The sequence below is a fragment of the Pseudoalteromonas sp. T1lg65 genome, assembly GCF_051930985.1.
Classification (GTDB): Bacteria; Pseudomonadota; Gammaproteobacteria; order Enterobacterales; family Alteromonadaceae; genus Pseudoalteromonas.
On sequence record NZ_CP196837.1, the window covers coordinates 1,479,053 to 1,502,375 of the forward strand.

Below are 23,323 nucleotides of genomic sequence, written 5' to 3' on the forward strand. Positions count from 1 at the left end.
ATGCTGTAATATCTCTTCGGCAAATCTGTTCTAAAGTTATGCAGAGTTTCTTAATACTGCTGAAAATAAAGCAGGCTTAGCATAATGATTGACGATTCTTATTTAGTAACAAACATCCCACGCGGAGAAGAACAACCTATCAGTTTGTCTAACGTACTTATTGACCGATGGATAGAACAGCTTGAAGTGGATGATATAGAGGCTGCTCGCGACCTTAAATGGACTGATATGATGTCAACATTTTGCGTAGACTTAGGTCGCAAGAGTCCAATTTTTCAACAGACTAGCATTGTTAGATACGATGTTTTTTTGATATTAACTTCTTTGTTGTACGTCCATAAGCTATTCAGGCCAAACGATTTAATTTTCGGTTTTAACATCCCACCAGAACTATTTACGGATCCAGACAGTCGAGCTAGTCAAATACTCAATTCGGAGTTATTAAACTCTCTTAACATAGAGCAGAAAGTCGTTCTACTCTCAGATGATAGTAACCATGTTTGCTTCAACCAACGCGCTATAGGTGAGTTAAACCATCAAAGTGGCGAAAAGTTGACTAAACTTGAATCTGTTCCAACCCTGTTTTCTGAGCAGCAACTGATAGCTCAGCGTGGGTTTTTGAAGCTTTTGTATCGTTGCACAACCTAATGTAACCTACGCTCAATGTAATACTTGCCACATTTTGAAACGATTGAATGCTTACCTTATAGGGACAGGACTGCTAATATTTTGCAACAATGGAATAAGAGGGAAATACCATGAGTCTTATTAAAACCTTAGTAATTAAATCGCTGAAAAATAATGCAACGAAGCAAGCTGCAAATGTTGTGATTGAGAAAGCGGTGCAACATGGAAAAGCCTATTTGGAGTCGCGCAAAGAAGCCGATTCTCAAGCTATCAACTCGGCAGATGAACTACTTCTCTCATTACAGCATATATTGGCAAGTAAACCTTCTGACGGTGTATATTCTGTGAACATAGATAACTGTAGAGTCCGTGTCCGTATTCAAAATGGCGCTATCGTACACTTGGATAAAATAGCTTAGTCAACTTTTTAAAATCAAGCTGTTTCAGTCACCTCATGCCTAGACACTAATAATTTGAATTTATAAAGTGTCTAGGCATGTTAATTTACTCAGTCTCTTTTTCAGGACATTGAGCAATCACTTCGACTTCCCCTTGTTCGTCTACTTGCTCAAGTTTGACTGTAAATCCCCATAGCCGATACAAATGTTTAAGTACCTCAGACTTAGAATCCGCAAGAGGAATACCACTTTGTGGAACATAACGTAAAGTGAGCGAACGATCTCCCCGAACGTCAACATCATATACTTGTATATTTGGTTCATGATTACTCAAGTTATATTGAGCTGACAAAGAGGAGCGGAGCTGCTGGTAACCAAAATCATCGTGTATGGGGCCGACTTCAAGGTGAGGGTTTCTTTCATGGTCAATAATTGTAAAAAGCTTAAAGTCACGCATCATTTTTGGTGATAAAAACTGACTGATAAAGCTTTCATCTTTAAAATTTTCCATAGCGAAATGCAGCGTTTCTAGCCAATCACTACCGGCAAATTCGGGGAACCACTTTTTATCTTCATCCGTTGGGTTTTCACATATGCGGCGTATATCCACCATCATGTTAAAACCAAGCGCATAGGGATTTATACCGGAATAAAATTTGCTGTTGTATGGCGGCTGGTACACCACGTTGGTGTGACTTTGCAAGAACTCTAGCATAAAGGAATCACTGATTTTCCCCTCATCATATAGGTGGTTCAAAATAGTGTAATGCCAAAATGTAGCCCAACCCTCATTCATAACTTGCGTCTGACGCTGAGGATAGAAATATTGTGATACTTTTCTGACTATCCTAATTATTTCACGCTGCCATGACTCCAGAAGAGGCGCATTTTTTTCGATAAAATACAGAATATTTTCTTGTGGCTCAGAAGGGAACCGCTTGTGTTTAAAGAGCTTTTCGTCTTCGCTTTTGGGAATGGTTTTCCAAAGTTCATTAACTTGAGATTGTAAGTAATCTTCCCGTTCTTTTTGTCTTTTTTGTTCTTCAAACATAGAAATACGCTGAGGACGCTTATAACGGTCAACACCGTAATTCATCAACGCATGGCATGAATCAATAAGGTTTTCTACCTCATCGATGCCGTATTTTTCTTCGCATTGTGCAACATAATTTTTGGCAAAAACCAGGTAATCAATAATGGAAGAAGCATCGGTCCAAGTTTTAAATAAATAGTTTCCTTTAAAAAACGAGTTATGACCATAACAAGCATGGGCCATAACCAACGCTTGCATCGGTAATGTGTTTTCTTCCATTAAATAAGCGATGCATGGATTGGAGTTGATAACAATCTCGTAAGCCAGACCCATTTGACCGCGTTTGTATGTCTGTTCCGTCTGGATAAACTTTTTTCCAAATGACCAGTGCGCATAACCAATAGGCATACCCACACTGGAGTACGCATCCATCATTTGTTCTGCCGTGATCACTTCAATTTGATTTGGATAGGTATCCAGCTTATAGATCTCAGCAACTCGAGCAATCTCTTGATGGTAAGTATCTAGTAGGTCAAATGTCCAATCAGGACCATCATCGATAGGTTGATATGTCATAGCGCAACCTCCCAAAAGTTATGCCGCATTTTGCTTGTCTTTGTTTTTCTTAAAGAGTTCACGGAATATTGGATAAATGTCTTCCACGCCTCTTATGTGTTGCATGGCGAAATTATCATAGTTATCTGCAAGTGATTGATATTCTCTCCACAAGCTTTGGTGGGCACGAGTTGTTATTTCTATGTAGGCATAATAGCGAACAATATTAAGTAACTTAGACGATAAAATTTGCGTACATTGTGGCGAGTCGTCTGCCCAGTTGTCACCGTCAGACGCTTGGGCTGCATAAATGTTCCAATCGCCTTGGGCATATCTATCTTGGATGATCTCATCCATTAGTTTGAGTGCACTGGAAACAATGGTGCCGCCAGTCTCTTGGGAATAGAAGAATTCTTGCTCATCCACTTCTTTAGCCTGAGTGTGATGACGAATGTATACTACTTCTATATCCTTGTAGGTTCTTGTTAAGAATTGATAAAGCAAGATATAGAAGCGTTTAGCCATATCTTTGGTTGCCTGATCCATGGAACCGGACACGTCCATCAAGCAGAACATGACTGCTTTACTTGTAGGGTGGGGCCGCTTTTCATAATTTCTGAACCGTAAATCATAGTTATCAATAAACGGAACTGCTGATATTTGTTGCTTGAGCAATTCGATGCGTTGCTCTATGTCATTGATTTTTTGTTGAGGAGGAACCGGCTCAGCGAGTAACATGGCTAACTCAGCTTCAAGCTCTCGAAGTTCTCTGCGTTTACTCGACGTCATTGCTATCCTTCTGGCCATCGAGCCCTTTAGTGAACGAACAATATCAAGGTTACTTGGCATACCATCGTTACAAAAACCCGCACGATGTGATTTCATTTGTACCAATTTATCTAGCTGACTTTGCTGTAAATTTGGTAGTTCAAGGTCCTCGAACAGCAAGTCAAGATACTCGTCCTTAGATATCGAGAATACGAAGTCATCTTGGCCCTCACCCTGATTACTGGCTTCGCCTTCACCAGAACCTCCACCGCCTTGTCCAGAAGGTGGTCTTTGAATTTTATCCCCAGTAGTAAACTGATCATTGCCTGGATGAACGGTTTCTCTGTTGCCCCCTTTACCTTGTCTAAAATTAGGCTCGGTTATATCTCTTTGCGGGATAGAAATACTTTCGCCACTTGAAACATCAGTTACGCTTCTTTTATTGATGGCCTCGGAGACAGCTTTTTTTATCTGTTTTTTATAACGTCTAATAAAACGCTGCCTGTTCAAGGTACTCTTATTTTTGCCATTGAGGCGTCGATCAATGAAATGCGCCATACATCACCCCTCTAAATGCCAACCTTTACTGCGACTTTCTTACCCTTAGATACCATTCAGAGAGTAGGCGAACTTGTTTCTGGGTATAACCTTTCTCAACCATGCGATTGACAAAGTCTTCGTGTTTTTTCTGGTCTTCAGCAGAAGTTTTTGCATTAAATGAAATCACTGGCAGAAGGTCTTCTGTGTTGGAGAACATTTTTTTCTCGATTACGGTTCTCAGCTTTTCATAGCTAGTCCAAACTGGGTTGTCGCCGTTGTGGTGTGCTCTCGCTCTTAGTACAAAGTTAACAATCTCATTACGGAAATCTTTGGGGTTCGAGATACCCGCCGGTTTTTCAATTTTTTCTAGCTCTGCATTAAGAGCTGATCTATCGAATAGTTGGCCAGTATCTGGGTCGCGATACTCTTGGTCTTGAATCCAAAAATCTGCGTAAGTTACATAGCGATCAAAAATATTTTGTCCATATTCGGAGTAAGACTCAAGATATGCAGTTTGTAGCTCTTTACCGATAAACTCGACGTACTGTGGTATCAAATAGCCTTTCAAATGACTTAAATAGCGTTCTTGTACTTCGGCGTTGAATTGTTCACGTTCAATTTGTTGTTCAAGCACATAGAACAGGTGTACTGGGTTTGCGGCTACTTCACTGTGATCGAAGTTAAATACACGAGACAATATTTTGAAGGCAAAACGAGTAGAAAGCCCGTTCATCCCTTCGTCTACACCTGCATAATCTCGATATTCTTGGTACGATTTTGCTTTGGGATCTGTGTCTTTGAGGCTTTCACCGTTGTACACTCGCATCTTCGAATAAATACTTGAATTTTCAGGCTCTTTAATTCGAGAAAGGGTAGTGAACTTAGCAAGAGTTTCTAACGTACCAGGTGCACAAGGTGCATCTCTTAACTCACTGTTTTGAATTAACTTATTGTATATTCTGACTTCTTCAGAGACCCTCAAACAGTATGGTACTTTAACGATATAAACTCGGTCCAAGAAAGCTTCGTTATTTTTGTTGTTTTTGAACGTTTGCCACTCTGATTCATTTGAGTGCGCTAAAATAATCCCACTAAATGGCAACGCAGAAATCCCTTCAGTTCCGTTGTAATTACCTTCTTGGGTTGCAGTGAGCAGAGGGTGCAACACCTTTATTGGTGCTTTAAACATCTCGACAAATTCCATTAAGCCCTGATTTGCAAGGCAAAGTGCGCCAGAATAAGCATACGCATCTGGATCATTTTGAGCAAAGTGTTCCAGCTTTCTGATGTCTACCTTACCGACTAATGCTGAGATATCTTGGTTATTCTCATCGCCAGGCTCTGTTTTGGCAATAGCGACTTGATCGAGTATTGATGGGTAACGCTTTACAACAGTGAACTTGGTGATGTCTCCGTTATATTCATGAAGCCGTTTGGTTACCCAGGGAGAAACAATGGTTTTTAGATAACGTTTCGGAATGCCGTATTCTTTTTCTAATAAATCCCCATCTTCCTGTTGATTAAATAGACTTAGCGGGTGATCGTTTACAGGTGAGCCTTTAATGGAATAGATGGGTACTTTTTGCATTAAGTATTTTAGCTTTTCGGCAATGGATGACTTACCACCACCAACAGGACCCAATAAATAGAGTACTTGTTTGCATTCTTCGAGTCCTTGCGCTGCATGTTTAAGATAAGAAACGATTTGCTCAATCGCATCTTCCATACCATAGAAGTCGTTGAATGCAGGGTATCGAGCAATTACTCTATTTGAGAAAATTCGACTTAATCTTGCATCTTTAGAAGTATCTACCATTTCTGGTTCACCAATTGCCATCAACAGCCTTTCGGGAGCACTGGCGTAGGCAGATTTGTCTTCTTTACAAATCTCTAGGAATTCCGCAATGGTGTATTCTTCTTCTTGTGCGGCTTCATATCTGGCCTGATAATGTTCAAATATCGTCATAACGACCTCCAATAAGCTTAAGTGCTTGGACAGCGGATCACCGGAAAAGAAAGGGTTATTTAAAGCTTAGTAGCGATATCGAATATTTCCCAAAAAAAACTAGATAATTTATAGATTAATGATAAATGTGAGGCACAAAAAAGGGCGCTGTTGCGCCCCATTATTGCATTGATGCAGATAGTCTGACTTATGCTACATTGCTGTTAGCAAAATCCCAGTTTACTAGTGCCCAGAAGCCATTTAGGTAGTCTGGACGAACGTTACGGTAATCAATGTAGTATGCGTGTTCCCAAAGGTCCACAGTCATAAGAGGTGTAACGCCTTCTTCTGTAAGCGGAGTGGCTGCATTTGAAGTATTAACGATGTCTAAAGATCCATCAGCTAATTGCACTAACCAAGTCCAGCTAGAGCCAAAGTTGTTAACAGCTTTGTCATTAAACGCTTCTTTAAATGCTGCAAAAGAACCCCATTTAGCATTGATTAGTTCTGCTACTTTACCAGTAGGTTCACCGCCACCATTTGGTGACAGGCTGTGCCAATAGAAAGTGTGGTTCCAAATTTGTGCAGCATTGTTGAAAACGCCACCTTCAGAGCTACATACGATCTCTTCCAATGACTTACCTGCAAAGTCAGTACCTTCGATTAGGCCATTAAGCTTAACTACGTAAGTGTTGTGATGCTTGCCATGGTGGAATTCTAGTGTCTCTTTTGAGATGTGTGGCTCTAGAGCATCAATTGCGTATGGTAGTGACGGTAGTTCAAATGCCATGTTAATCTCCATTTTTTAGGTTAGTTTGCACTCAACGCACCGAAAGGTAGCCTATCAGAGGATACTTTTCTATACGTTGTGCTGATATAGTGATACTATAATTCCCGACTATTTTACTCAAGTTTTAGCAAACAGCAATGGATGCCAGTAACTTATTGGTGTTAATTGCGTGTTCAATATGAACTTAAAGATTTTGACTGCTATCGTCATTGAGAGGTAATTAATGGAAACGATTGACAAGATTAAACAACAGATAGCCGAAAACCCGATCCTGCTTTATATGAAGGGGTCTCCAAAACTTCCAAATTGTGGATTTTCAGCTCAAGCTTCACAAGCACTTATGTCATGTGGTGAGCAATTTGCTTACGTAGACATTTTATTGAACCCTGATATTCGTGCTGAGTTACCTCACTATGCAAATTGGCCGACTTTTCCTCAACTATGGGTTGAAGGAGAGCTAATCGGTGGCTGTGACATTATTATTGAAATGTTCCAGCGTGGTGAGTTGCAACCGCTGATTACTGAAACAGCGGCAAAGTACAAAAAAGCTGAAGAGCAAACAGCTGAATAACGCTATGTTGCAGCAACGTTAGGTTGCTGCATTTTTTCATTTCAACACTTTCCATCCGTACGATTGTCAAATTTCTCATTTAGTGCAGCAGAGTAGTAACTTTCCTGCCTAGTCAATGGCACAATTCTATGTATCGCTTTGCCGATATGGACTTAATCAAAACCAACCTATTCCTATGTTTACGTGGGCGTAAACTTCAACACGCTCGTGGTTATCCTCTTGCGCTGATCAAAGTTCATGTTTATTCACTTTTTGCATTTACAGAACTGACGCCGGCGATTAATAGATGCAATCTGTGAATAATTATTCATATTTTCCGATTTGGATTTTACGCTTACGTTAACGTTACACCTGTGGTTTTTAGAATTGATCGCTGTTGACACCGGTATCAATCGGTTTTTTTGACAAAAAATTTTCATAAAAATGATGTTTAGTTATAAAGGAAGTGTTTTTATGAGTATTGAGAAATATTCAAGAGCGTGAATAGCTATTCATTTTTGTGTTGACTCAGAATCTAAAGGGAGCTAATTTTGAATATCTGCCAGCAGTCTGTCCGTGACTATTACAATCTGGTAGTTGTAGCAAGGGGAGGAGTCCATGTTATACGACTCAAAATTAGAAAAAGATAACTGCGGGTTTGGTCTGATAGCACATATCAGTGGCCAAGCGAGCCATAAATTAATACGTACTGCGATAACTGGCCTTGATCGGATGCAACATCGAGGCGGTATTTCAGCTGACGGTAAGACTGGTGATGGATGTGGATTACTTCTACAAAAGCCGGATAGCTTTTTTCGCGCGGTAGCAGCTGAAAACGGTTGGCATATTGGCAAAAATTACGCTGTAGGAATGATTTTTCTGAATCCTGAAGCGGAGCTTGCGAAAAGCGCCATGCAGGTGATAAGTGAAGAATTAGAAAAAGAAACACTGACATCTATTGGTTGGCGAGAAGTACCAACTGATCCCTCGATGCTTGGCCCAATCGCCAAAGCACAATTGCCTATTTTCAAACAAATTTTTGTCGGCGCTCCCGAAGGTTGGCGGCCAAAAGATTTAGAGCGTAGATTATATATTGCACGAAGAAGAATTGAAAAACGCTTAGAGCAAGACGAGCAATTTTACGTTTGTAGTCTGTCAGGGTTAGTTACCGTTTACAAAGGCTTGATGATGCCTGCGGATCTGCCAACATTTTTTAAAGACTTGGCTGACATTCGTATGACCAGTGCAATTTGTGTATTCCATCAACGGTTTTCTACCAATACTCAGCCACGTTGGCCGTTAGCGCAGCCGTTTAGATATTTGGCGCATAATGGGGAAATAAACACGATTCAAGGTAATCGGCAATGGGCAAGGGCTAGAGCATACAAATTTGCTTCACCGCTATTACCAGATCTACAAACAGCGGCACCTTTTGTTAATGAGCAAGGCTCTGACTCATCAAGCCTAGATAATATTTTAGAGTTGTTTTTAGCTGGTGGCATGGACTTATTTAGAGCCATGAGAATGCTTGTACCACCAGCATGGCAAAAAAATAGAGCGATGGACGAAGATCTTCGCGCATTCTATGACTTCAATTCCATGCATATGGAACCGTGGGATGGTCCAGCTGGGATTGTCATGTCCGATGGGCGCTTTGCAGCGTGTAACTTGGATCGTAATGGGCTGCGTCCTGCGCGTTATGTCATCACCCAAGACGGCTTTATTACGCTCGCGTCTGAGGTTGGTATTTGGGATTATGAAGCCGATGAGGTCATTGAAAAAGGTCGTGTGGGTCCGGGAGAACTGCTAGTCGTAGACACTTTGCATGGTAAAATTTGGCAGTCTGACGAAATCGACCAAGATCTAAAATCTCGCCATCCTTATAAAACATGGCTGGAACAAAATGTTAAACGATTAACACCATTTGAAGCATTAGATGAAAAAGCCGCAGGGCAACGAGATCTGAGCGATGAAGCTTTACTGGTTTATCAAAAACAGTTTGGCTATACCAATGAAGAGTTAGACCAAGTTATCCGCGTAATGGGTCAAAATGGTCAAGAAGCAACAGGCTCTATGGGAGATGATACTCCATTTGCGGTGTTGTCCGAGGGGCATCGTTCAATCTACGACTATTTCCGTCAAAAATTTGCTCAAGTTACCAATCCACCCATTGATCCGCTGCGTGAAAATCACGTTATGTCATTGGCGACTTGTATTGGTAGAGAACAAAATGTCTTTAATGAAACGACCGGACATGCTAAGCGTTTGCAATTCGAGTCGCCAATATTGACGTTTTCTGATATGCAGCAGTTGCTTAACGCTGACGATGCGCATTACAGCGCTTGTAAAATCTCTCTTATTTACGATGCCGATGAAGACTTACAAACGGCTATTTTAAGAGTCGCTGATGAGGCAGTAGCAAAAGCAAAAGCTGGATGTGTGATGTTGGTGTTAAGCGACCGTGAAATAGAACAGAACAAAGGCGTTATTCCCGCCGCAATGGCCGTCGGAGCAGTACAGCAGCGATTAGTTAACGATAACCTTCGTTGTGACGCAAACATCATCGTCGAAACCGGCTCAGCCAGAGATCCTCACCAATTTGCTGTGTTACTAGGGTTTGGAGCGACGGCGATATATCCATTCTTGGCATACGAAACCTTAGTTGCCATGAGTGACAAGAAGATAATAAGGAAAACTTATCGAGAAGTAACCCTTGCTTATCGCGGCGCAATCAACAAAGGCCTTTATAAAATAATGTCAAAAATGGGCATTAGTACCGTGGCCTCATACCGCTGCTCTATGTTATTTGAAGCTGTGGGTTTGTCTGAACCTATTGTCGACTTATGCTTTAAAGGTGTAGTGAGTCGTATCAAAGGCGCTTGCTTCGAGGACTTCGAGCAAGAGCAACAGCTATTAAATAAACTGGCTTATAGCAAACGCAAATTACTATCTCACGGTGGCCTACTAAAATATGTGCATGGTGGAGAATATCACGCCTATAACCCTGATGTTGTGCAATCATTACAAGTTGCTGTGCGCTCAGGTAACTACCAAGATTACTTAAAATATGCAGCGTTGGTTAACAATCGACCAGTCACTAACTTGCGTGACATGATGAAGCTCAAGGAAGCCTCGCAGAGTATTTCGGTTGACGAAGTAGAGCCCGCAACTGAGTTGTACAAACGCTTTGATTCAGCTGCGATGAGTATCGGTGCGTTATCTCCAGAAGCCCATGAAGCGTTGGCTATAGCGATGAATCGCTTGGGAGGATGTTCCAACTCAGGTGAAGGTGGTGAGGACAAGCTGCGTTTTGGCACTGAGAAAAACTCCCGCATAAAGCAAGTTGCTTCAGGTCGTTTTGGTGTCACACCGCACTATTTAAGAAGTGCAGATGTTATTCAAATTAAAGTGGCGCAGGGCGCAAAACCAGGAGAAGGCGGGCAGTTACCCGGTGAAAAGGTCACGCCATATATCGCCAAGCTCCGCTATTCGGTGCCGGGAGTAACGCTGATTTCTCCTCCTCCACATCATGACATTTATTCAATTGAAGATTTAGCACAGCTTATTTTTGACCTTAAACAGGTTAATCCTGAGGCTATGATCTCAGTGAAATTAGTTTCTGAACCAGGTGTCGGTACGATTGCTACGGGTGTTGCAAAAGCCTACGCAGATTTAATCACTATCGCAGGTTATGACGGTGGTACTGGTGCAAGCCCACTGAGTTCGGTCAAATATGCTGGCTGCCCGTGGGAGCTAGGTCTTGCGGAAACTCAGCAGGCATTGGTCGAAAATGGCCTTCGTCACCGCATCAGATTGCAAACCGATGGTGGATTAAAAACCGGACTGGATATCATAAAAGCAGCGATTTTGGGTGCTGAAAGCTTTGGTTTTGGTACTGGCCCGATGGTCGCACTGGGTTGTAAATATCTACGTATTTGCCATTTAAATAACTGTGCTACCGGCGTTGCGACACAAGACGATACGTTACGCCAAAAGCACTACCATGGCTTACCAGAAATGGCGATGAATTACTTTAAGTTTATTGCTCAAGAAGCCAGAGAAATTATGGCTCAGTTAGGGGTGACTAAACTAACCGACTTGATTGGCCGAACTGAGCTCTTGGAGGTCATTGAAGGTAATACGGCAAAGCAGAAAAAGTTAGACTTAAGCCCAATATTAGCAAAACCTAGCAACCCTTCTAACGAAGCGTTGTTCTGTACCGCTACCAACCCATCTCATTATACGGGGGAGTTAAATGAATTATTGTTGGATAAAGCGAAAGCGGCAATTGATAATAAAACGGGTATCTCTTTAGTAAATCGTATTGCGAATACCGATCGCTCTATTGGTGCAATGATTTCTGGTTACATCGCCAGTAAACATGGTAATCAAGGAATGGCAGCTGATCCTGTGTCTATTGAGCTACATGGAACTGCTGGTCAATCGTTTGGTGTCTGGAATGCGGGTGGCCTTGAGATGACGTTGGTAGGAGACGCCAATGATTATGTTGGTAAGGGCATGGCTGGAGGCAAGTTAGTCATTTGTCCACCGATTGGTTCTAGTTTCGCTTCACATCAAGCTTCAATAATTGGTAATACCTGCTTGTATGGCGCCACTGGTGGGAAGCTATTTGCTGCGGGTCGAGCTGGGGAGCGTTTTGCAGTGCGTAACTCTGGTACTCAGGCCGTGGTCGAAGGGCTAGGTGACAATGGCTGCGAGTACATGACCGGTGGTGTGGTTTGTGTACTTGGACAAGTAGGGGTTAACTTTGGTGCCGGCATGACCGGCGGTTTTGCCTACGTGCTGGACGAAGAGGGGGATTTTGACAAGCGCATTAACGCTGAATTGGTTGAACTGTTAACGCTTGAATCTTTGCCATCTCATCAAGAGCATTTACGTGGATTAGTTGCTGATCATTTAGATGCAACGGGATCAGGTAGAGCTGAACAAATATTGGCGAACTTTGAATTATACCTACCAATGTTCAGGCTGGTAAAGCCAAAGTCGAGTGATGTAGCCAGTTTGCTCGGTCACCGCGCACGTAGTAGTGCAGAACTTAGAATTCAAGCGCAGTAGGGAAGAATTATGAGTGAAAATGTTTATCAGTTTATTGATGTGCAGCGTGTAGATCCGCGTAAAAAACCAATCTCTACTCGCAAACAATCCTTTGTAGAGATTTATGAGCCGTTTTCTGAACAGCAAGTGAATTCGCAATCGGATCGCTGCCTTGATTGTGGCAACCCTTACTGTGAGTGGAAATGTCCAGTTCACAACTACATACCTCAGTGGCTAAAGTTAATTCGCACCGGGCGAATTATTGAAGCCGCAGAACTTTCGCATCGCACAAATAGCTTGCCAGAAGTGTGTGGGCGGGTATGCCCGCAAGACCGACTTTGTGAAGGCGCTTGTACGTTGAATGACGAGTTTGGCGCGGTAACCATAGGAAATATTGAAAAATATATTACCGATACGGCTTTTGCGCAGGGATGGAAACCCGATCTGTCTTATGTCAGCTGGACCGATAAAAAAGTTGCAATCATCGGTGCAGGTCCTGCTGGATTGGGTTGTGCTGATATTTTGGTGCGCAACGGTGTTAAGCCAGTGGTATTTGACCGCAATCCAGAAATAGGCGGTTTGCTGACCTTTGGCATCCCGTCCTTTAAGTTGGAAAAGTCGGTGATGGAAAATCGTCGTCAGATATTCACCGAGATGGGTGTTGAATTTAAACTTAATACCGAGGTCGGAAAAGATATTTCCATGGATGAACTATTAGCGGGTTACGATGCAGTGTTTGTTGGTGTAGGAACCTATCAAAGTATGCGTGGTAATTTAGAGAACGAAGATGCTGACGGTGTGTATGAAGCTCTGCCATTTTTGATCGGTAATACCAATCGCGTGATGTCATACGATGAAACTGAATTTCCTTTTGTTGACATGGCAGGCAAAAAAGTTGTTGTACTGGGCGGTGGTGATACAGCGATGGACTGTGTTCGTACATCGGTTCGTCAGCAGGCTCAATCGGTGATCTGTGCTTATCGTCGAGACGAAGAAAATATGCCTGGCTCGGTGCGAGAAGTAAAAAATGCCAAAGAAGAAGGCGTGGAGTTTCGATTTAATTTGCAACCAGTTGGCATCGAAGTTAACGGTGATGGGCGAGTAACTGGTGTCAAGATGGTTAAAACGGAGTTGGGTGAACCCGACAAAAACGGTCGACGCCAAGCGCAAATTGTCGCTGGTTCTGAGCATACATTAGAAGCGGATGCAGTGATCATGGCGTTTGGTTTTAAGCCACATAACTTACAGTGGTTAAGCGACTATGATGTTGATATCAATCACTGGGGTGGTATCGTTGCGCCAGAGAAAGGAGCGTACACTCATCAAACGAGTAATCCTAAGATCTTTGCTGGGGGAGATGCTGTTAGGGGATCTGATCTGGTTGTCACCGCCATTTTTGAAGGTCGAAATGCAGCTGAAGGGATAATGGAGTATCTAGGCGTTTAGTAATTAACCTCAGCTAGCGCATAAGCGAATTTGCCCAATAAAGCTATTTTGCCACACTCTCTTCGTTGTTTTCACTCGTAATAGCCGGCTATTACGAGTGAAAACGCCTTGATATTGAGCAAAATATCATCATTGGATGTTAAAAACTAAGCGGCATCTTAGTTTTGGATTACCAATACCCTTATACGCAGCTGAGGTTAATTAAGCGCCTTGCTATGTTTCAGGGCGCATCTCAATGAGATACTCTAGTGAATTAAAACCTATACTCGACGGAAAGTTGCAAAGTACGTCCCCGAGCAGGGTATTCACCAAAGAGTTTATCGTTTAGCTGTCCGAGTGGTATGACGGCAGCGGTTGCATAGCGCTTGTTTAATAAATTACGAATGCTAAATGTTGCGGTTGTGACACTATCAAAAGCGTAAGTTATCGTTGAGTTAAAAGTATTCAGCGAGCCTTGCTGGGTTAGAACAGGCACGTTGCTTCGACTATTCATGACCAAAGCGGCAGACCAAGCATCACTTATAGAACCTTGTAGTGCTAATGTTCCATAGGTTTTTGGAACAAGCTGAGCTGAAGCTGTTGCTGCTTGTTGTGGTTCAACGGTAGTATCATTTTTAAGTAAATGTGTTAAATGGCCTTTGATATTTAACCAAGATGCGAGTTTGTAGTTCCACTCCAGCTCAATACCAGTCGTATCATTATGTGCAACATTATCTAAAAAGACATTCTCTCCATCGGTGCCAAAGTCTATCAGATCACTGATGCTGTTATTATAAAGGCTAGTGACAAGGAACAGCTGTTCCCCAGTATATTGATAAACGGCCTCATATGACGTTATTGTGGTGGGCTTAAGTGTTTGGTTTCCTAGAGTTAAGCCGCTCTCATCATCATACAAATCACCTAATGATGGAACCCGGTAGGCTTGACCGTAAATAAGTTTGAAGAGGTGGTATTCATTTAGCTCGTATATTAAGCTCAATCTTGGATTAGTTTTATCACTGACATCATTGTAGTTGTCCCGTCTGACGCCTATGGTTGACCTCCAATTTTCATTCCACTGAGATTCTAGTTGCATATAGCCCATGCTGATACGTCTTTTCGTGTCGTCAATAACACGCTGCTCTGTACGGGTAAAATTTTGCACTTGAGCGAGATAGCTTAGGTCCGAAAAAATATCGTAATTACTCCGTAAAAACCCCCCAGGCACTGAGCTTGATACAAACTCCAAGCCAGAAGTTAAACTATGAACCGCTGATATTTTATAGTTATAGTCCACACTTGCCCGATATGATTCGTAGTTAAAGTTTTCGCCAAATAGAAAATCAGCGTTGGTAAATGGTCCTGTTCCCTCGACTTCTAATGTGCCAAGTGACACTCGCTTGGCTTTGTTGTACTCCAAGGCAGTTGAGAGTTGCCAGCGATTCTCGTTACCGGTTTGGTATTCTAATCTAGACAGCCAGTTTTCGGTTTTAATAGTATTTACGCTGTCTCTTACACGACGGAAAAGATAGTGTTTGTCTCTTTGTGACCGGTGATAACGGTTACGCCATATAATCTTGTCGTATTGCAGGTTTAGCTCTAGCTGAGTGGCACTATGTGGATCTGACGTTGAGTTTTGCAATGCAAATCTATCAAAAATCGGTTTAAGAGTATCTCCATCATCTTGATAATAATGAAAGCCCGCACCAAGCGTAAAGCCATCTATATCAGTAGTAACACCCAAGTTCAGTTCTCGTTGGCCAATATCGCCAATCGCAGCAGAAATCGTGTTATCGAGTTTAGTAATGATGTTGATCACGCCATTGAAAGCGTTTGAACCATACAAGGCTGAACCCGGACCTCTGTTAACTTCGATGCGTTCGACATTATGTAAACTTAAAAACCGAGTGATGTAGTTAACACCCCCAGTGTAATCGTCATTTAAACGTTGTCCATTAAGTAACACCAGTAACGTATTTGCATATTTTTGGGGATGACCTCTGGCGATTAAATAAGACTGGTTGCCTTCTACAGAGTTGTACATAGAGTAAAAACCGGGAATATGGGTAAACAGCTCCACGAGATTTTTCACCCCAAGTTGTTTTAAATCTTGCATAGTAAAGTAAGATACCGTTGAAGGCGTGTACTTTAATGGTGTATCTGTTTTGGTTGCGATTTGCACCGGAACCGACATTAGTTGTTCTATTTCTAGAGAATATAACGGGTTGTCACCGCTTGCGCTTACTTCGGTGAGCAGGGTGTTTGATGTGAGCAACGTAAACAGCAGTAGTTGTTTCTTCATTGTCCTTATTGCGCTATTGGAGATCGCTAATTCTATTAGTGTAGACGCTTTTAAGTTGTTAACAATTCAAAAACATAATGAAGGGAGTTTTCTAGTCGAAAGCGTTTTTATACAAATTGGTCTTTCCTTCTCAACTAAGGCAGCATACGGTAAATCACTCCTTCTATCTCAAAAGGTGTAATGAGCAAGGCTGAGGAAGTTAGCGGTTAGCTTCAATCTGACCTTGCCAATACATGGAGGATGTTCCAGAAAAGACATTGGAATATTTAGTCAAATGCATAATCAAAAAGTCTTTAACAGCAGTAACTTTTGCAGCTGACTTCATATCTGAGTGATAGAGTAACCATAAATTCCATATAGAGGGTTTGAGCGTCATATCTATGCGGTAAAGTCTGGACGTTTTATCGTTATCAATCAGTCCGCATGGCAATTTGGCGATACCTAAGCCATTTTTTGTTGCTGTAATTAAAGGACCTAATTGGTCAAACTTGGCGACAATTCTTGCGGCAGGAAGCTGTTCTAAATACCAGTTAGGATCAAATTCCAATTGCCACAATAGTAAACGGTGTTTTTTTGGTAGCTGCTCCAGATAGTCTACACTGGCATACACTCCCCAATCAGAAGCAAATAGTTTTTTGCCAATGAGCTCACCTTGGGTAGGCTCGGGCGTAAATCGCAGTGCGATATCCGCTTCTCTTGCATAAAGATCTTTATGGTGAGAGCCAATAATCAAGTTAAGTTGGATGTTGGGATAGCGTAGATAAAAATCACTGAGTGCTGGGACCACATAATCATTTGCTAATTCAGGGGTCAGCGTCAAATTCACCTCACCGCTGAGCAATTTGTCTTGGCCAACCAGTTTACGTTCAATGTTAAGCTGCTGTTCTCTCAATGAGCGAATATCGGGTAAGATACTAATACCAGCCGATGTCAGTTGGTAACCTTTGGGTATACGCTCGAAAAGCCTAACGTTGAAGTGTGTTTCAAAAGCTTGAATGCGTCGAGCTACAGTCGTGTGGTTGACGTTTAACAAGCGAGCGGCGGCAGACAAGCTCCCTGTCTCACTTAATGCCAATATGTATTGATAGTCATCTTCCATGCTCATCTGTGCATTATTGCACAGTTACACTGCAAACATCACTAATTTTTTCTGTAACGATATTCTGTACATTTACCACAGACCAAGACACAAAATAAGGAGCATAAATGTACACTCTATATCACTTTCCAATTAGTTGCTCTAATGCCGTAAAAATCGTGCTAGAGATTGTCAATGTTGAACATCAGGTTGTCATTGTCGATTTACTTAAAGGGGAACAATATCAGCCAGAATTCTTAGCACTTAATCCGACTGGAAAGGTGCCAGTTCTAGTCACTGGAAGCCAAATTATGACGCAAGGAACTGCTATTTTAATTCATCTATCACAAAAGTTTCCGAAGTCGGCTTTAATGCCGGATTTAGCGTCCAAAGAGGGAATGGCAGCACTGAAATGGCTTGACTTTGTTGCCACTAGTCTGCACGGAAACTTTGATAAAGTTATTCACCCAGAGCGTATTGCGAATGATATAAATATTGTCAAAGCCAATGCTGAAGATGCAATCATAAAACAGTTAAATCAAATCGAAGAGCAGCTGAAAAACAGTGATTTTTTAGCTGGTAACGTTCCTACGTTAGCGGACTATTACTTCGTAGTAATGTTAGGGTGGAGTAAGATGTTGAGCTTTGACTTGTTTAGTCGCTACCCAATATTTATGCAGTTTAAAACACGTTTAAAATCGGCCTGTCCAGGCTCAGAATCTCTGAGAGTTCTTTGACTCAAGACTCGAACATTCAGTAGTTAGTTACAAATTATAAGGAAGTATCAATGTTTATCGTCTTTTTGAGATTCACGAACAACAAGCACATGGCACCTCAGTTTATGCAAAGTCACCTAGACTGGATTAAGTCTGGGATCAATGACAATGCTTTTTTGCTCGCAGGCGGTCTTTTGGATGGCAGTGGAGGTTGTATTGTTACTCACAATATTACTGAAAGTGAGTTACTTAAACGTTTACACGAAGATCCCTTTGTGATCGAGAACGTTGTGACGTTCGACTTTGTTGCCGTGGCTGTTAGTCTCGCTCAGGTACAGCAGATGTTTTTGGTTAGTTAATAAGCAAGCAAATGCTATCAGAACGACTTAAGCAAAAATGTAGGATTCAGGTAATACTACCTCAATCCTACGTATAGCTTAGCTAACCTGAACTCGGGATAAGCGGCATGCTACAGCGCGACGCTTTTACGTATTTCAGCGTTGAGCTCGCGAGCAATAGCTCGCTATCACATACGCGAACTCGCCTTGAACTACATAAAAATAGCAGCACGGTATAATTCAACCAGGCAATATATTGATTTAATTGACTCTGTCATGTCCATTATCCTGAGTTCAGGTTAAATAGAATCTAAAACTATGCCAAATAGCTTTTTAGGTTCTATTTCGCGGTATGTCCTGAATCGGTAGTGGTATTTCTGTACACAGGGGGTCACAACTCATGTATACCGTCGTATTCACTAAACAGTTAGCAAAGCCATTAACGAGAGTAAAAAGTAAAATACCGAAAATAGCCCGATCAGTAAGCCAGTGTTAAAAGTCCATTTCAATGGATAATATACAGATGGTTTAGTTTGTTTTAATTGTTTAGCCTTGTTCAAAAAAGGCGTTACTTGGCCAAAAATAGCATTTATTGGCCCAGCTTGGTCACCGGGCAAATTCGGCACCTGCATCATTCTTACAAGTTTTTTGTAGAACCAGTTAACGACTTTACCTGAAAAACCCATTGGCCTTTCAAGATCACACATAAGAATCAACCGCATTTCACTAGTGTGGTTTTCGACAAAATGCAAATAGGTTTCATCAAATACGAATGCTTTCCCGTCATACCAAGTTTTACTTTGACCATCGATATTGATATAGCATTGGTCACTATTTGGTGTGGCAAGGCCCAAATGATACCGAAGTGAACACGCTACCGGATCTAGGTGTCTAGTGAGTTTTGAATTTGCTGGCAACAAGGTGAACATGGCGCCGTTTACACTGGGTATTTGCTCTAGCAATGCGACTGTTTTAGGGCAGTGCGCTAAGGCTGAATTGAGGGTTGTGCCATACCAAGTGCAGTAAAACTTGCTCCACCCGTATTTATAAAATGTCCTAAAGCCAACATCATAATAACTTTTATTAGCGCGATTAGTTGTTTCATTGAAGTAACCCGCTTTATAAAGTCCAATGGCTTCTTCAGCAATTACTTGCCAGTTTTCTTCTAATATTTCTAATTTATTGAATGCAGATACTTGGACAAATGGCTTTCTTGCCCATGGCTTGGTTGACAGGTACAAAAGTACGTTAAGGGGAGCAAAAATAGGCCAGCCTTTTCTTAAGTATTCAACACCGTTAGAAAATCTTGATTGACCACGAAATTTGTATACGTACAAAACAGACAGGAAGCAAAATATTAAAAACGATAAAGTAAACAATTCACTAAACATCAGGGTAAAAGCCAATCAATGCAAAACCCTAATTATACGTAACTAAATGTCAATATTATGTGTTTGAGGTGTCAGTTTTGTTACTGTTATGGGGGCAGCGATGGGCTTGCAGTAATAAGTTTACATGAGCAGTAACTAGTATTGTGTTGCAGAAATATAGATTAGTTATTTGGAAGATATATATCCATAAATGCTGTGAGCAAAGGTTCTTTTAATACCAATCATGCTAATTGAAAGTGCAGTTTGTGGAAAAACTTTGGTATTCAGGCAACAGTTTTATTAGCGACAAATATGCTCTGCTAAATTGGTGTATTTAAGTGCCTTTTGATAAAACGTCGCCGCGAAATTAAAGTCTAGGAGCCACTATAACTGACAATCATGTATAAATGGCTCAGCTGGAAAATTAATAGGCTGCGCGGGGAGTTTAAGCACTTTGTACCAGCAGCAGCTCCTTAGCACTGGCTCTTGTGGTGTCGCTTATTTTATCTCCGCCAATTAATCGAGCGACTTCGTCAATCCGTTGTTGTTCACACAAGGGTATCATTGATGTGAAAGTCTCCCCATTTTCAACTTGCTTGGCAACAAAAAACTGATTGTGTCCGCTACATGCGACTTGCGGCAGGTGCGTAACACAAATTACCTGTGTTGATTCTCCTAGTTGACGCAGCAGTTTGCCAACTGTTGCAGCAGTAGGGCCAGAAATTCCAACGTCGACTTCATCAAAAATTAATGTTGGGGTAGTGACTTTGGCTGCAATGATAACCTGAATTGCAAGGCTGATCCTTGATAATTCACCTCCTGAGGCCACTTTGCCCATTGCCTGTAACGGTTGTCCAGGGTTCGTCGAAACCTGAAACTCTACCTGATCGTTACCGTATGCAGACGGTTTTCCATTTGCTATGCTGGTCAGCTTAATTAAAAACTGTCCATCAGCCATGGCAAGTTCAGCCATACTAGAGGATATCTTTTCGTTTAACTCGAGGCTTGCTGCTTGACGGCTCTGACTTAGGGCCTGAGCACTTTGATTGTAGGCGTTTACAGACTCTGCTATCTCTTCTTCAAGGTTATCCATACGTGCATAATCAGAGCAAATACTAGCTAGCTCATCATGTAGAGACTGATGATGCTCATGCAGATGCTCTGGCTGAACATGGTGTTTTCGGCTTAACTCCATCGTTTTGGATAAGCGGCTTTCGAGCTCTTGCAGACGCTCGGGATCTTGTTCTACAGAATCTACATATTGCCTTATTTCACGACTTGCTTCTTCCACTTGAACAGCCGCGTCTTCCAACATTTGTGCAATATTTTCCAGCCCTTTGTCATAGCCTGTTAATTCTGCAAAGACCTGTGCACTATGTTGCAGGTGAGAAAGTACAGTCTGTTCATCATTATCATACAACCTGCTCAGCTCACCATGACACTGATGTAGTATGGTTTGAGCGTGACTCAGCCTTGCATGTTCGGCTTCAATTTCAGCAAATTCACCCGGTTGTAATGCAAATTCATCTAACTCGGCGACTTGATATTCTAAAAGCTGTTTACGAGCCTCTTGGTGTTGTTGTTGACGCTGTAGCTCAGCATACTCTTTTTGCAGTTTATGAAAGTGTCGATGCTGGTCTTTGACGGCATATAACAAATTATGATGGCCCGCGTAGGCGTCGAGGATGTGAAGCTGATAATCCGGTTTTAATAACAGTTGATGGGCATGTTGACCGTGTATCGCAATTAAAAATTGGCCTAGCTCTTTAAGTTGACTTGCTGTAACAGAAGCGCCATTTATATAGCTTTTACTGCGGCCACTTTTGCTGATAACCCGGCGTAATATACAGTCGTTATCATCGTTCTCTAGCATATGTTCAGCAAGGAACCTTTTAGCTGCAGGCAGATTGGTAACATCAAAATGCGCAGTGATATCGGCCTTGTCTGCACCCGGTCTAATTGCTTGTGCATCCGCACGCTCACCCAAACATAGTGATAAAGCATCAATTGCAATCGATTTTCCGGCACCGGTTTCTCCGGTTATTGCGGTCATTCCTGAACGCCAATCAATATTTAAGGTGCTGACAATAGCAAAATTTTTAACATTAAGTGCAATTAACATAGCTTCAAAACCCTAACCCATATAACTGTTAATTTATACAGTATTTTTTGATTTCGCAACCTAAAAGTTAATTTAATGCAGGTGAAGATGATAGATGGACGTTTAGGGTAATTAATGAAGGTACGGCAAGCATAAAAAGAGGAGCATCTGGGCTCCTCTTTTTATGTGTTATTGTTCTGCTGCTTGTAATTTCATGTTGCTACCAGATGACGGAGATGCGGGTTTACGCTTTGGATTGTCTTCATCTTCACTCTCTATTTCGTCTTCAACTGGAAGCTCGAGATCCGGTGTTTGAATTCGAGCAATTAGCGCAGGTAAAATTTCACGATAGAAATCACGATTGTATGCAATCCCAGAGCTAGGCAGCTCAGCCACAAAATATTGTAATTGCTCTGCAAGCAAGTCTGTGGTCTTTAAGGCCCGACATTTGTTTAGTTCAGCGCTCACTTTATGTAAAAACTGCTCACTCACTCTTTCAAGTTGATCTAGGTTCTCTTGATTGTGTGCTTGTACAACAAAAAAATTACTGACAATAGCATTAATTTGTGGTGCATATTTAGGGCGAAGAATCTTAGCATCAACGAACTCTGCCACTTTTACTTTAAAATGCGAAGTGATTTCTTTAAGCCTTTTGTTGAAGGCTTTTTTTTCTGCTTCAATCGCTTTTCTTCTATTACTTTCAATCACAAGGTAGACCGCAAGTAATGTAATGAGTAGCGCCAATGTGAAAAAAACTACATAACCCATGATGACGATAATTACCTAAAAGAGAAAATTTACAGGAGTATTTTGCTCAACTTTTACTTGTTAGTAAAGCCTACTACCCCAATTCAATTTTTGCCTAAGAACATTATAGTAAGAGTAACATTTTGGGTGAATAAGTCTTAGCTTTTTATCTGCTTTTCTAATTAAAACTTCGTCTCCCGGCAACACGGCTAACACCACGTGACTATCACAGCTAACTTGCAAGCTGTCTGTATTTTCAGCGCTTAGCTTGAGCTTAACGACTTTATCTGCGTCTACCACTAATGGCCGGCTGGATAAGGTATGGGGAAACATAGGAACTAACGCCAAGGCATTGAGCTCAGGTGTTAAGATTGGACCACCTCCAGAAAGTGAGTAGGCAGTGGACCCTGTGGGTGTTGATACGATGAGTCCGTCTGAGCGTTGTGAAAACACAAAAGCGTCGTCTATAAACGCCTCAAATTCTATCATGTGGGCCACTTTATCGGCATGCAGTACCGCTTCGTTCATAGCCAAATTGGCACTTTTAAGCTGGTCGTGGCGAAATACCTCGACTTCTAATAGGAAACGCGCTTCCTCGATAAACTGACCACTTAGAACTGCCTCAAGTTGGGCTTCAAATCCATCCGGATTGAGGTCAGTTAAAAAACCTAGGTTACCTCGGTTGACTCCGATCACTGCAACATCAAAACGTGCCAATACTCTCGCTGCACCGAGCATATTTCCATCACCACCAACAACGATGGCAAGGTCACTTCGTTTACCAAGCTCGACTAAATCGACGCTAGCTTCCGCTGTTAGTTTCGATATTTGGTCAGCAACATTGTTTTCTACCAGCACATCGTAGCCTAGTGCTTGCAAAAATGTGTAGAGTCGTTGTATCGTCAACCCCGCGCCTTCATGGTTGGGTTTGCCGATTAAACCTATGGTTTTAAACGGTGTTGTCATTCAGTCATTTGTCCCTAGT

At 41.8% G+C, this 23,323-nt stretch carries 17 protein-coding genes; 7 read left to right on the forward strand and 10 right to left on the reverse strand.

Going from position 1 to position 23,323, the window contains the following annotated elements:
• Positions 1-84: 84 nt before the first annotated feature.
• Complete coding sequence (locus ACSLBF_RS06355; RefSeq protein WP_440055765.1) at positions 85-648, forward strand: hypothetical protein; 564 nt, start codon at positions 85-87, stop codon at positions 646-648.
• A 110-nt stretch (positions 649-758) separates the two neighbouring features.
• Positions 759-1,046, forward strand: a complete 288-nt coding sequence (locus ACSLBF_RS06360; protein ID WP_440055766.1) for a hypothetical protein — start codon at positions 759-761, stop codon at positions 1,044-1,046.
• Positions 1,047-1,131: 85 nt separating this feature from the next.
• Here the strand turns inward: ACSLBF_RS06360 and ACSLBF_RS06365 are convergent, their stop codons facing one another.
• The 4 genes from ACSLBF_RS06365 to ACSLBF_RS06380 form a co-directional block, all read right to left on the reverse strand.
• Positions 1,132-2,634: a SpoVR family protein gene (locus tag ACSLBF_RS06365; RefSeq protein WP_440055767.1), complete on the reverse strand. Its 1,503-nt coding sequence runs from the start codon at positions 2,632-2,634 to the stop codon at positions 1,132-1,134.
• Between the two features lie 18 nt (positions 2,635-2,652).
• A complete protein-coding gene (locus tag ACSLBF_RS06370) occupies positions 2,653-3,939 on the reverse strand; it encodes a YeaH/YhbH family protein (protein ID WP_440055768.1) in 1,287 nt (428 codons plus the stop codon).
• Between the two features lie 25 nt (positions 3,940-3,964).
• Complete coding sequence (locus ACSLBF_RS06375) at positions 3,965-5,887, reverse strand: PrkA family serine protein kinase (RefSeq protein ID WP_440055769.1); 1,923 nt, start codon at positions 5,885-5,887, stop codon at positions 3,965-3,967.
• 187 nt (positions 5,888-6,074) lie between these two features.
• A complete protein-coding gene (locus ACSLBF_RS06380; RefSeq protein ID WP_440055770.1) occupies positions 6,075-6,656 on the reverse strand; it encodes a Fe-Mn family superoxide dismutase in 582 nt (193 codons plus the stop codon).
• A gap of 223 nt (positions 6,657-6,879) precedes the next feature.
• On the opposite strand from ACSLBF_RS06380, the gene ACSLBF_RS06385 reads away from it, so the two are divergent.
• The 3 genes from ACSLBF_RS06385 to ACSLBF_RS06395 all read left to right on the forward strand — a co-directional run bounded on the left by ACSLBF_RS06385 (position 6,880) and on the right by ACSLBF_RS06395 (position 13,707).
• The gene (locus ACSLBF_RS06385) at positions 6,880-7,227 is read left to right on the forward strand and encodes a Grx4 family monothiol glutaredoxin (RefSeq protein ID WP_440055772.1); all 348 of its coding nucleotides are present in this window, start codon (positions 6,880-6,882) and stop codon (positions 7,225-7,227) included.
• 597 nt (positions 7,228-7,824) lie between these two features.
• On the forward strand, positions 7,825-12,282 hold the full coding sequence (gene gltB / locus ACSLBF_RS06390) for a glutamate synthase large subunit (protein WP_440055773.1): 4,458 nt from the start codon (positions 7,825-7,827) through the stop codon (positions 12,280-12,282).
• Positions 12,283-12,291: 9 nt separating this feature from the next.
• Entirely contained in the window at positions 12,292-13,707 is a 1,416-nt protein-coding gene (locus tag ACSLBF_RS06395; protein WP_440055774.1) for an FAD-dependent oxidoreductase, read from the forward strand.
• Positions 13,708-13,960: 253 nt separating this feature from the next.
• On the opposite strand, the gene ACSLBF_RS06400 is transcribed toward ACSLBF_RS06395, so the two are convergent.
• Entirely contained in the window at positions 13,961-15,988 is a 2,028-nt protein-coding gene (locus ACSLBF_RS06400; RefSeq protein WP_440055775.1) for a TonB-dependent receptor plug domain-containing protein, read from the reverse strand.
• A gap of 199 nt (positions 15,989-16,187) precedes the next feature.
• Complete coding sequence (locus ACSLBF_RS06405) at positions 16,188-17,087, reverse strand: LysR family transcriptional regulator (RefSeq protein WP_440055776.1); 900 nt, start codon at positions 17,085-17,087, stop codon at positions 16,188-16,190.
• 107 nt (positions 17,088-17,194) lie between these two features.
• Here ACSLBF_RS06405 and ACSLBF_RS06410 point away from each other — a divergent pair, with 107 nt between their 5' ends.
• Together ACSLBF_RS06410 and ACSLBF_RS06415 are read left to right on the forward strand one after the other, a co-directional pair.
• Positions 17,195-17,803 carry a glutathione S-transferase family protein gene (locus ACSLBF_RS06410; RefSeq protein ID WP_440055777.1) on the forward strand — a complete coding sequence of 203 codons (609 nt, stop codon included), beginning with the start codon at positions 17,195-17,197 and terminating at the stop codon, positions 17,801-17,803.
• 50 nt (positions 17,804-17,853) lie between these two features.
• Entirely contained in the window at positions 17,854-18,141 is a 288-nt protein-coding gene (locus tag ACSLBF_RS06415; protein WP_440055778.1) for a YciI family protein, read from the forward strand.
• Between the two features lie 398 nt (positions 18,142-18,539).
• Here the strand turns inward: ACSLBF_RS06415 and ACSLBF_RS06420 are convergent, their stop codons facing one another.
• The 4 genes from ACSLBF_RS06420 to nadK form a co-directional block, all read right to left on the reverse strand.
• On the reverse strand, positions 18,540-19,511 hold the full coding sequence (locus tag ACSLBF_RS06420; protein WP_440055779.1) for an aspartyl/asparaginyl beta-hydroxylase domain-containing protein: 972 nt from the start codon (positions 19,509-19,511) through the stop codon (positions 18,540-18,542).
• Positions 19,512-19,935: 424 nt separating this feature from the next.
• Entirely contained in the window at positions 19,936-21,612 is a 1,677-nt protein-coding gene (recN, locus tag ACSLBF_RS06425) for a DNA repair protein RecN (protein WP_440055780.1), read from the reverse strand.
• A gap of 168 nt (positions 21,613-21,780) precedes the next feature.
• Positions 21,781-22,359: a hypothetical protein gene (locus ACSLBF_RS06430; protein ID WP_440055781.1), complete on the reverse strand. Its 579-nt coding sequence runs from the start codon at positions 22,357-22,359 to the stop codon at positions 21,781-21,783.
• Between the two features lie 60 nt (positions 22,360-22,419).
• A complete protein-coding gene (gene nadK, locus ACSLBF_RS06435) occupies positions 22,420-23,304 on the reverse strand; it encodes an NAD(+) kinase (RefSeq protein ID WP_440055782.1) in 885 nt (294 codons plus the stop codon).
• Positions 23,305-23,323: the final 19 nt, after the last annotated feature.

Bases quoted from the DNA above. Each gene is read 5' to 3' on its own strand.
- ACSLBF_RS06400 (WP_440055775.1), bottom strand. From the start codon at position 15,988: ATGAAGAAACAACTACTGCTGTTTACGTTGCTCACATCAAACACCCTG.
- ACSLBF_RS06420 (WP_440055779.1), bottom strand. From the start codon at position 19,511: ATGTTTAGTGAATTGTTTACTTTATCGTTTTTAATATTTTGCTTCCTG.
- ACSLBF_RS06370 (WP_440055768.1), bottom strand. From the start codon at position 3,939: ATGGCGCATTTCATTGATCGACGCCTCAATGGCAAAAATAAGAGTACC.
- recN (WP_440055780.1), bottom strand. From the start codon at position 21,612: ATGTTAATTGCACTTAATGTTAAAAATTTTGCTATTGTCAGCACCTTA.
- ACSLBF_RS06415 (WP_440055778.1), top strand. From the start codon at position 17,854: ATGTTTATCGTCTTTTTGAGATTCACGAACAACAAGCACATGGCACCT.
- ACSLBF_RS06355 (WP_440055765.1), top strand. From the start codon at position 85: ATGATTGACGATTCTTATTTAGTAACAAACATCCCACGCGGAGAAGAA.
- gltB (WP_440055773.1), top strand. From the start codon at position 7,825: ATGTTATACGACTCAAAATTAGAAAAAGATAACTGCGGGTTTGGTCTG.
- ACSLBF_RS06380 (WP_440055770.1), bottom strand. From the start codon at position 6,656: ATGGCATTTGAACTACCGTCACTACCATACGCAATTGATGCTCTAGAG.
- ACSLBF_RS06410 (WP_440055777.1), top strand. From the start codon at position 17,195: ATGTACACTCTATATCACTTTCCAATTAGTTGCTCTAATGCCGTAAAA.
- ACSLBF_RS06430 (WP_440055781.1), bottom strand. From the start codon at position 22,359: ATGGGTTATGTAGTTTTTTTCACATTGGCGCTACTCATTACATTACTT.
- ACSLBF_RS06385 (WP_440055772.1), top strand. From the start codon at position 6,880: ATGGAAACGATTGACAAGATTAAACAACAGATAGCCGAAAACCCGATC.
- nadK (WP_440055782.1), bottom strand. From the start codon at position 23,304: ATGACAACACCGTTTAAAACCATAGGTTTAATCGGCAAACCCAACCAT.
- ACSLBF_RS06360 (WP_440055766.1), top strand. From the start codon at position 759: ATGAGTCTTATTAAAACCTTAGTAATTAAATCGCTGAAAAATAATGCA.
- ACSLBF_RS06375 (WP_440055769.1), bottom strand. From the start codon at position 5,887: ATGACGATATTTGAACATTATCAGGCCAGATATGAAGCCGCACAAGAA.
- ACSLBF_RS06365 (WP_440055767.1), bottom strand. From the start codon at position 2,634: ATGACATATCAACCTATCGATGATGGTCCTGATTGGACATTTGACCTA.
- ACSLBF_RS06405 (WP_440055776.1), bottom strand. From the start codon at position 17,087: ATGGAAGATGACTATCAATACATATTGGCATTAAGTGAGACAGGGAGC.
- ACSLBF_RS06395 (WP_440055774.1), top strand. From the start codon at position 12,292: ATGAGTGAAAATGTTTATCAGTTTATTGATGTGCAGCGTGTAGATCCG.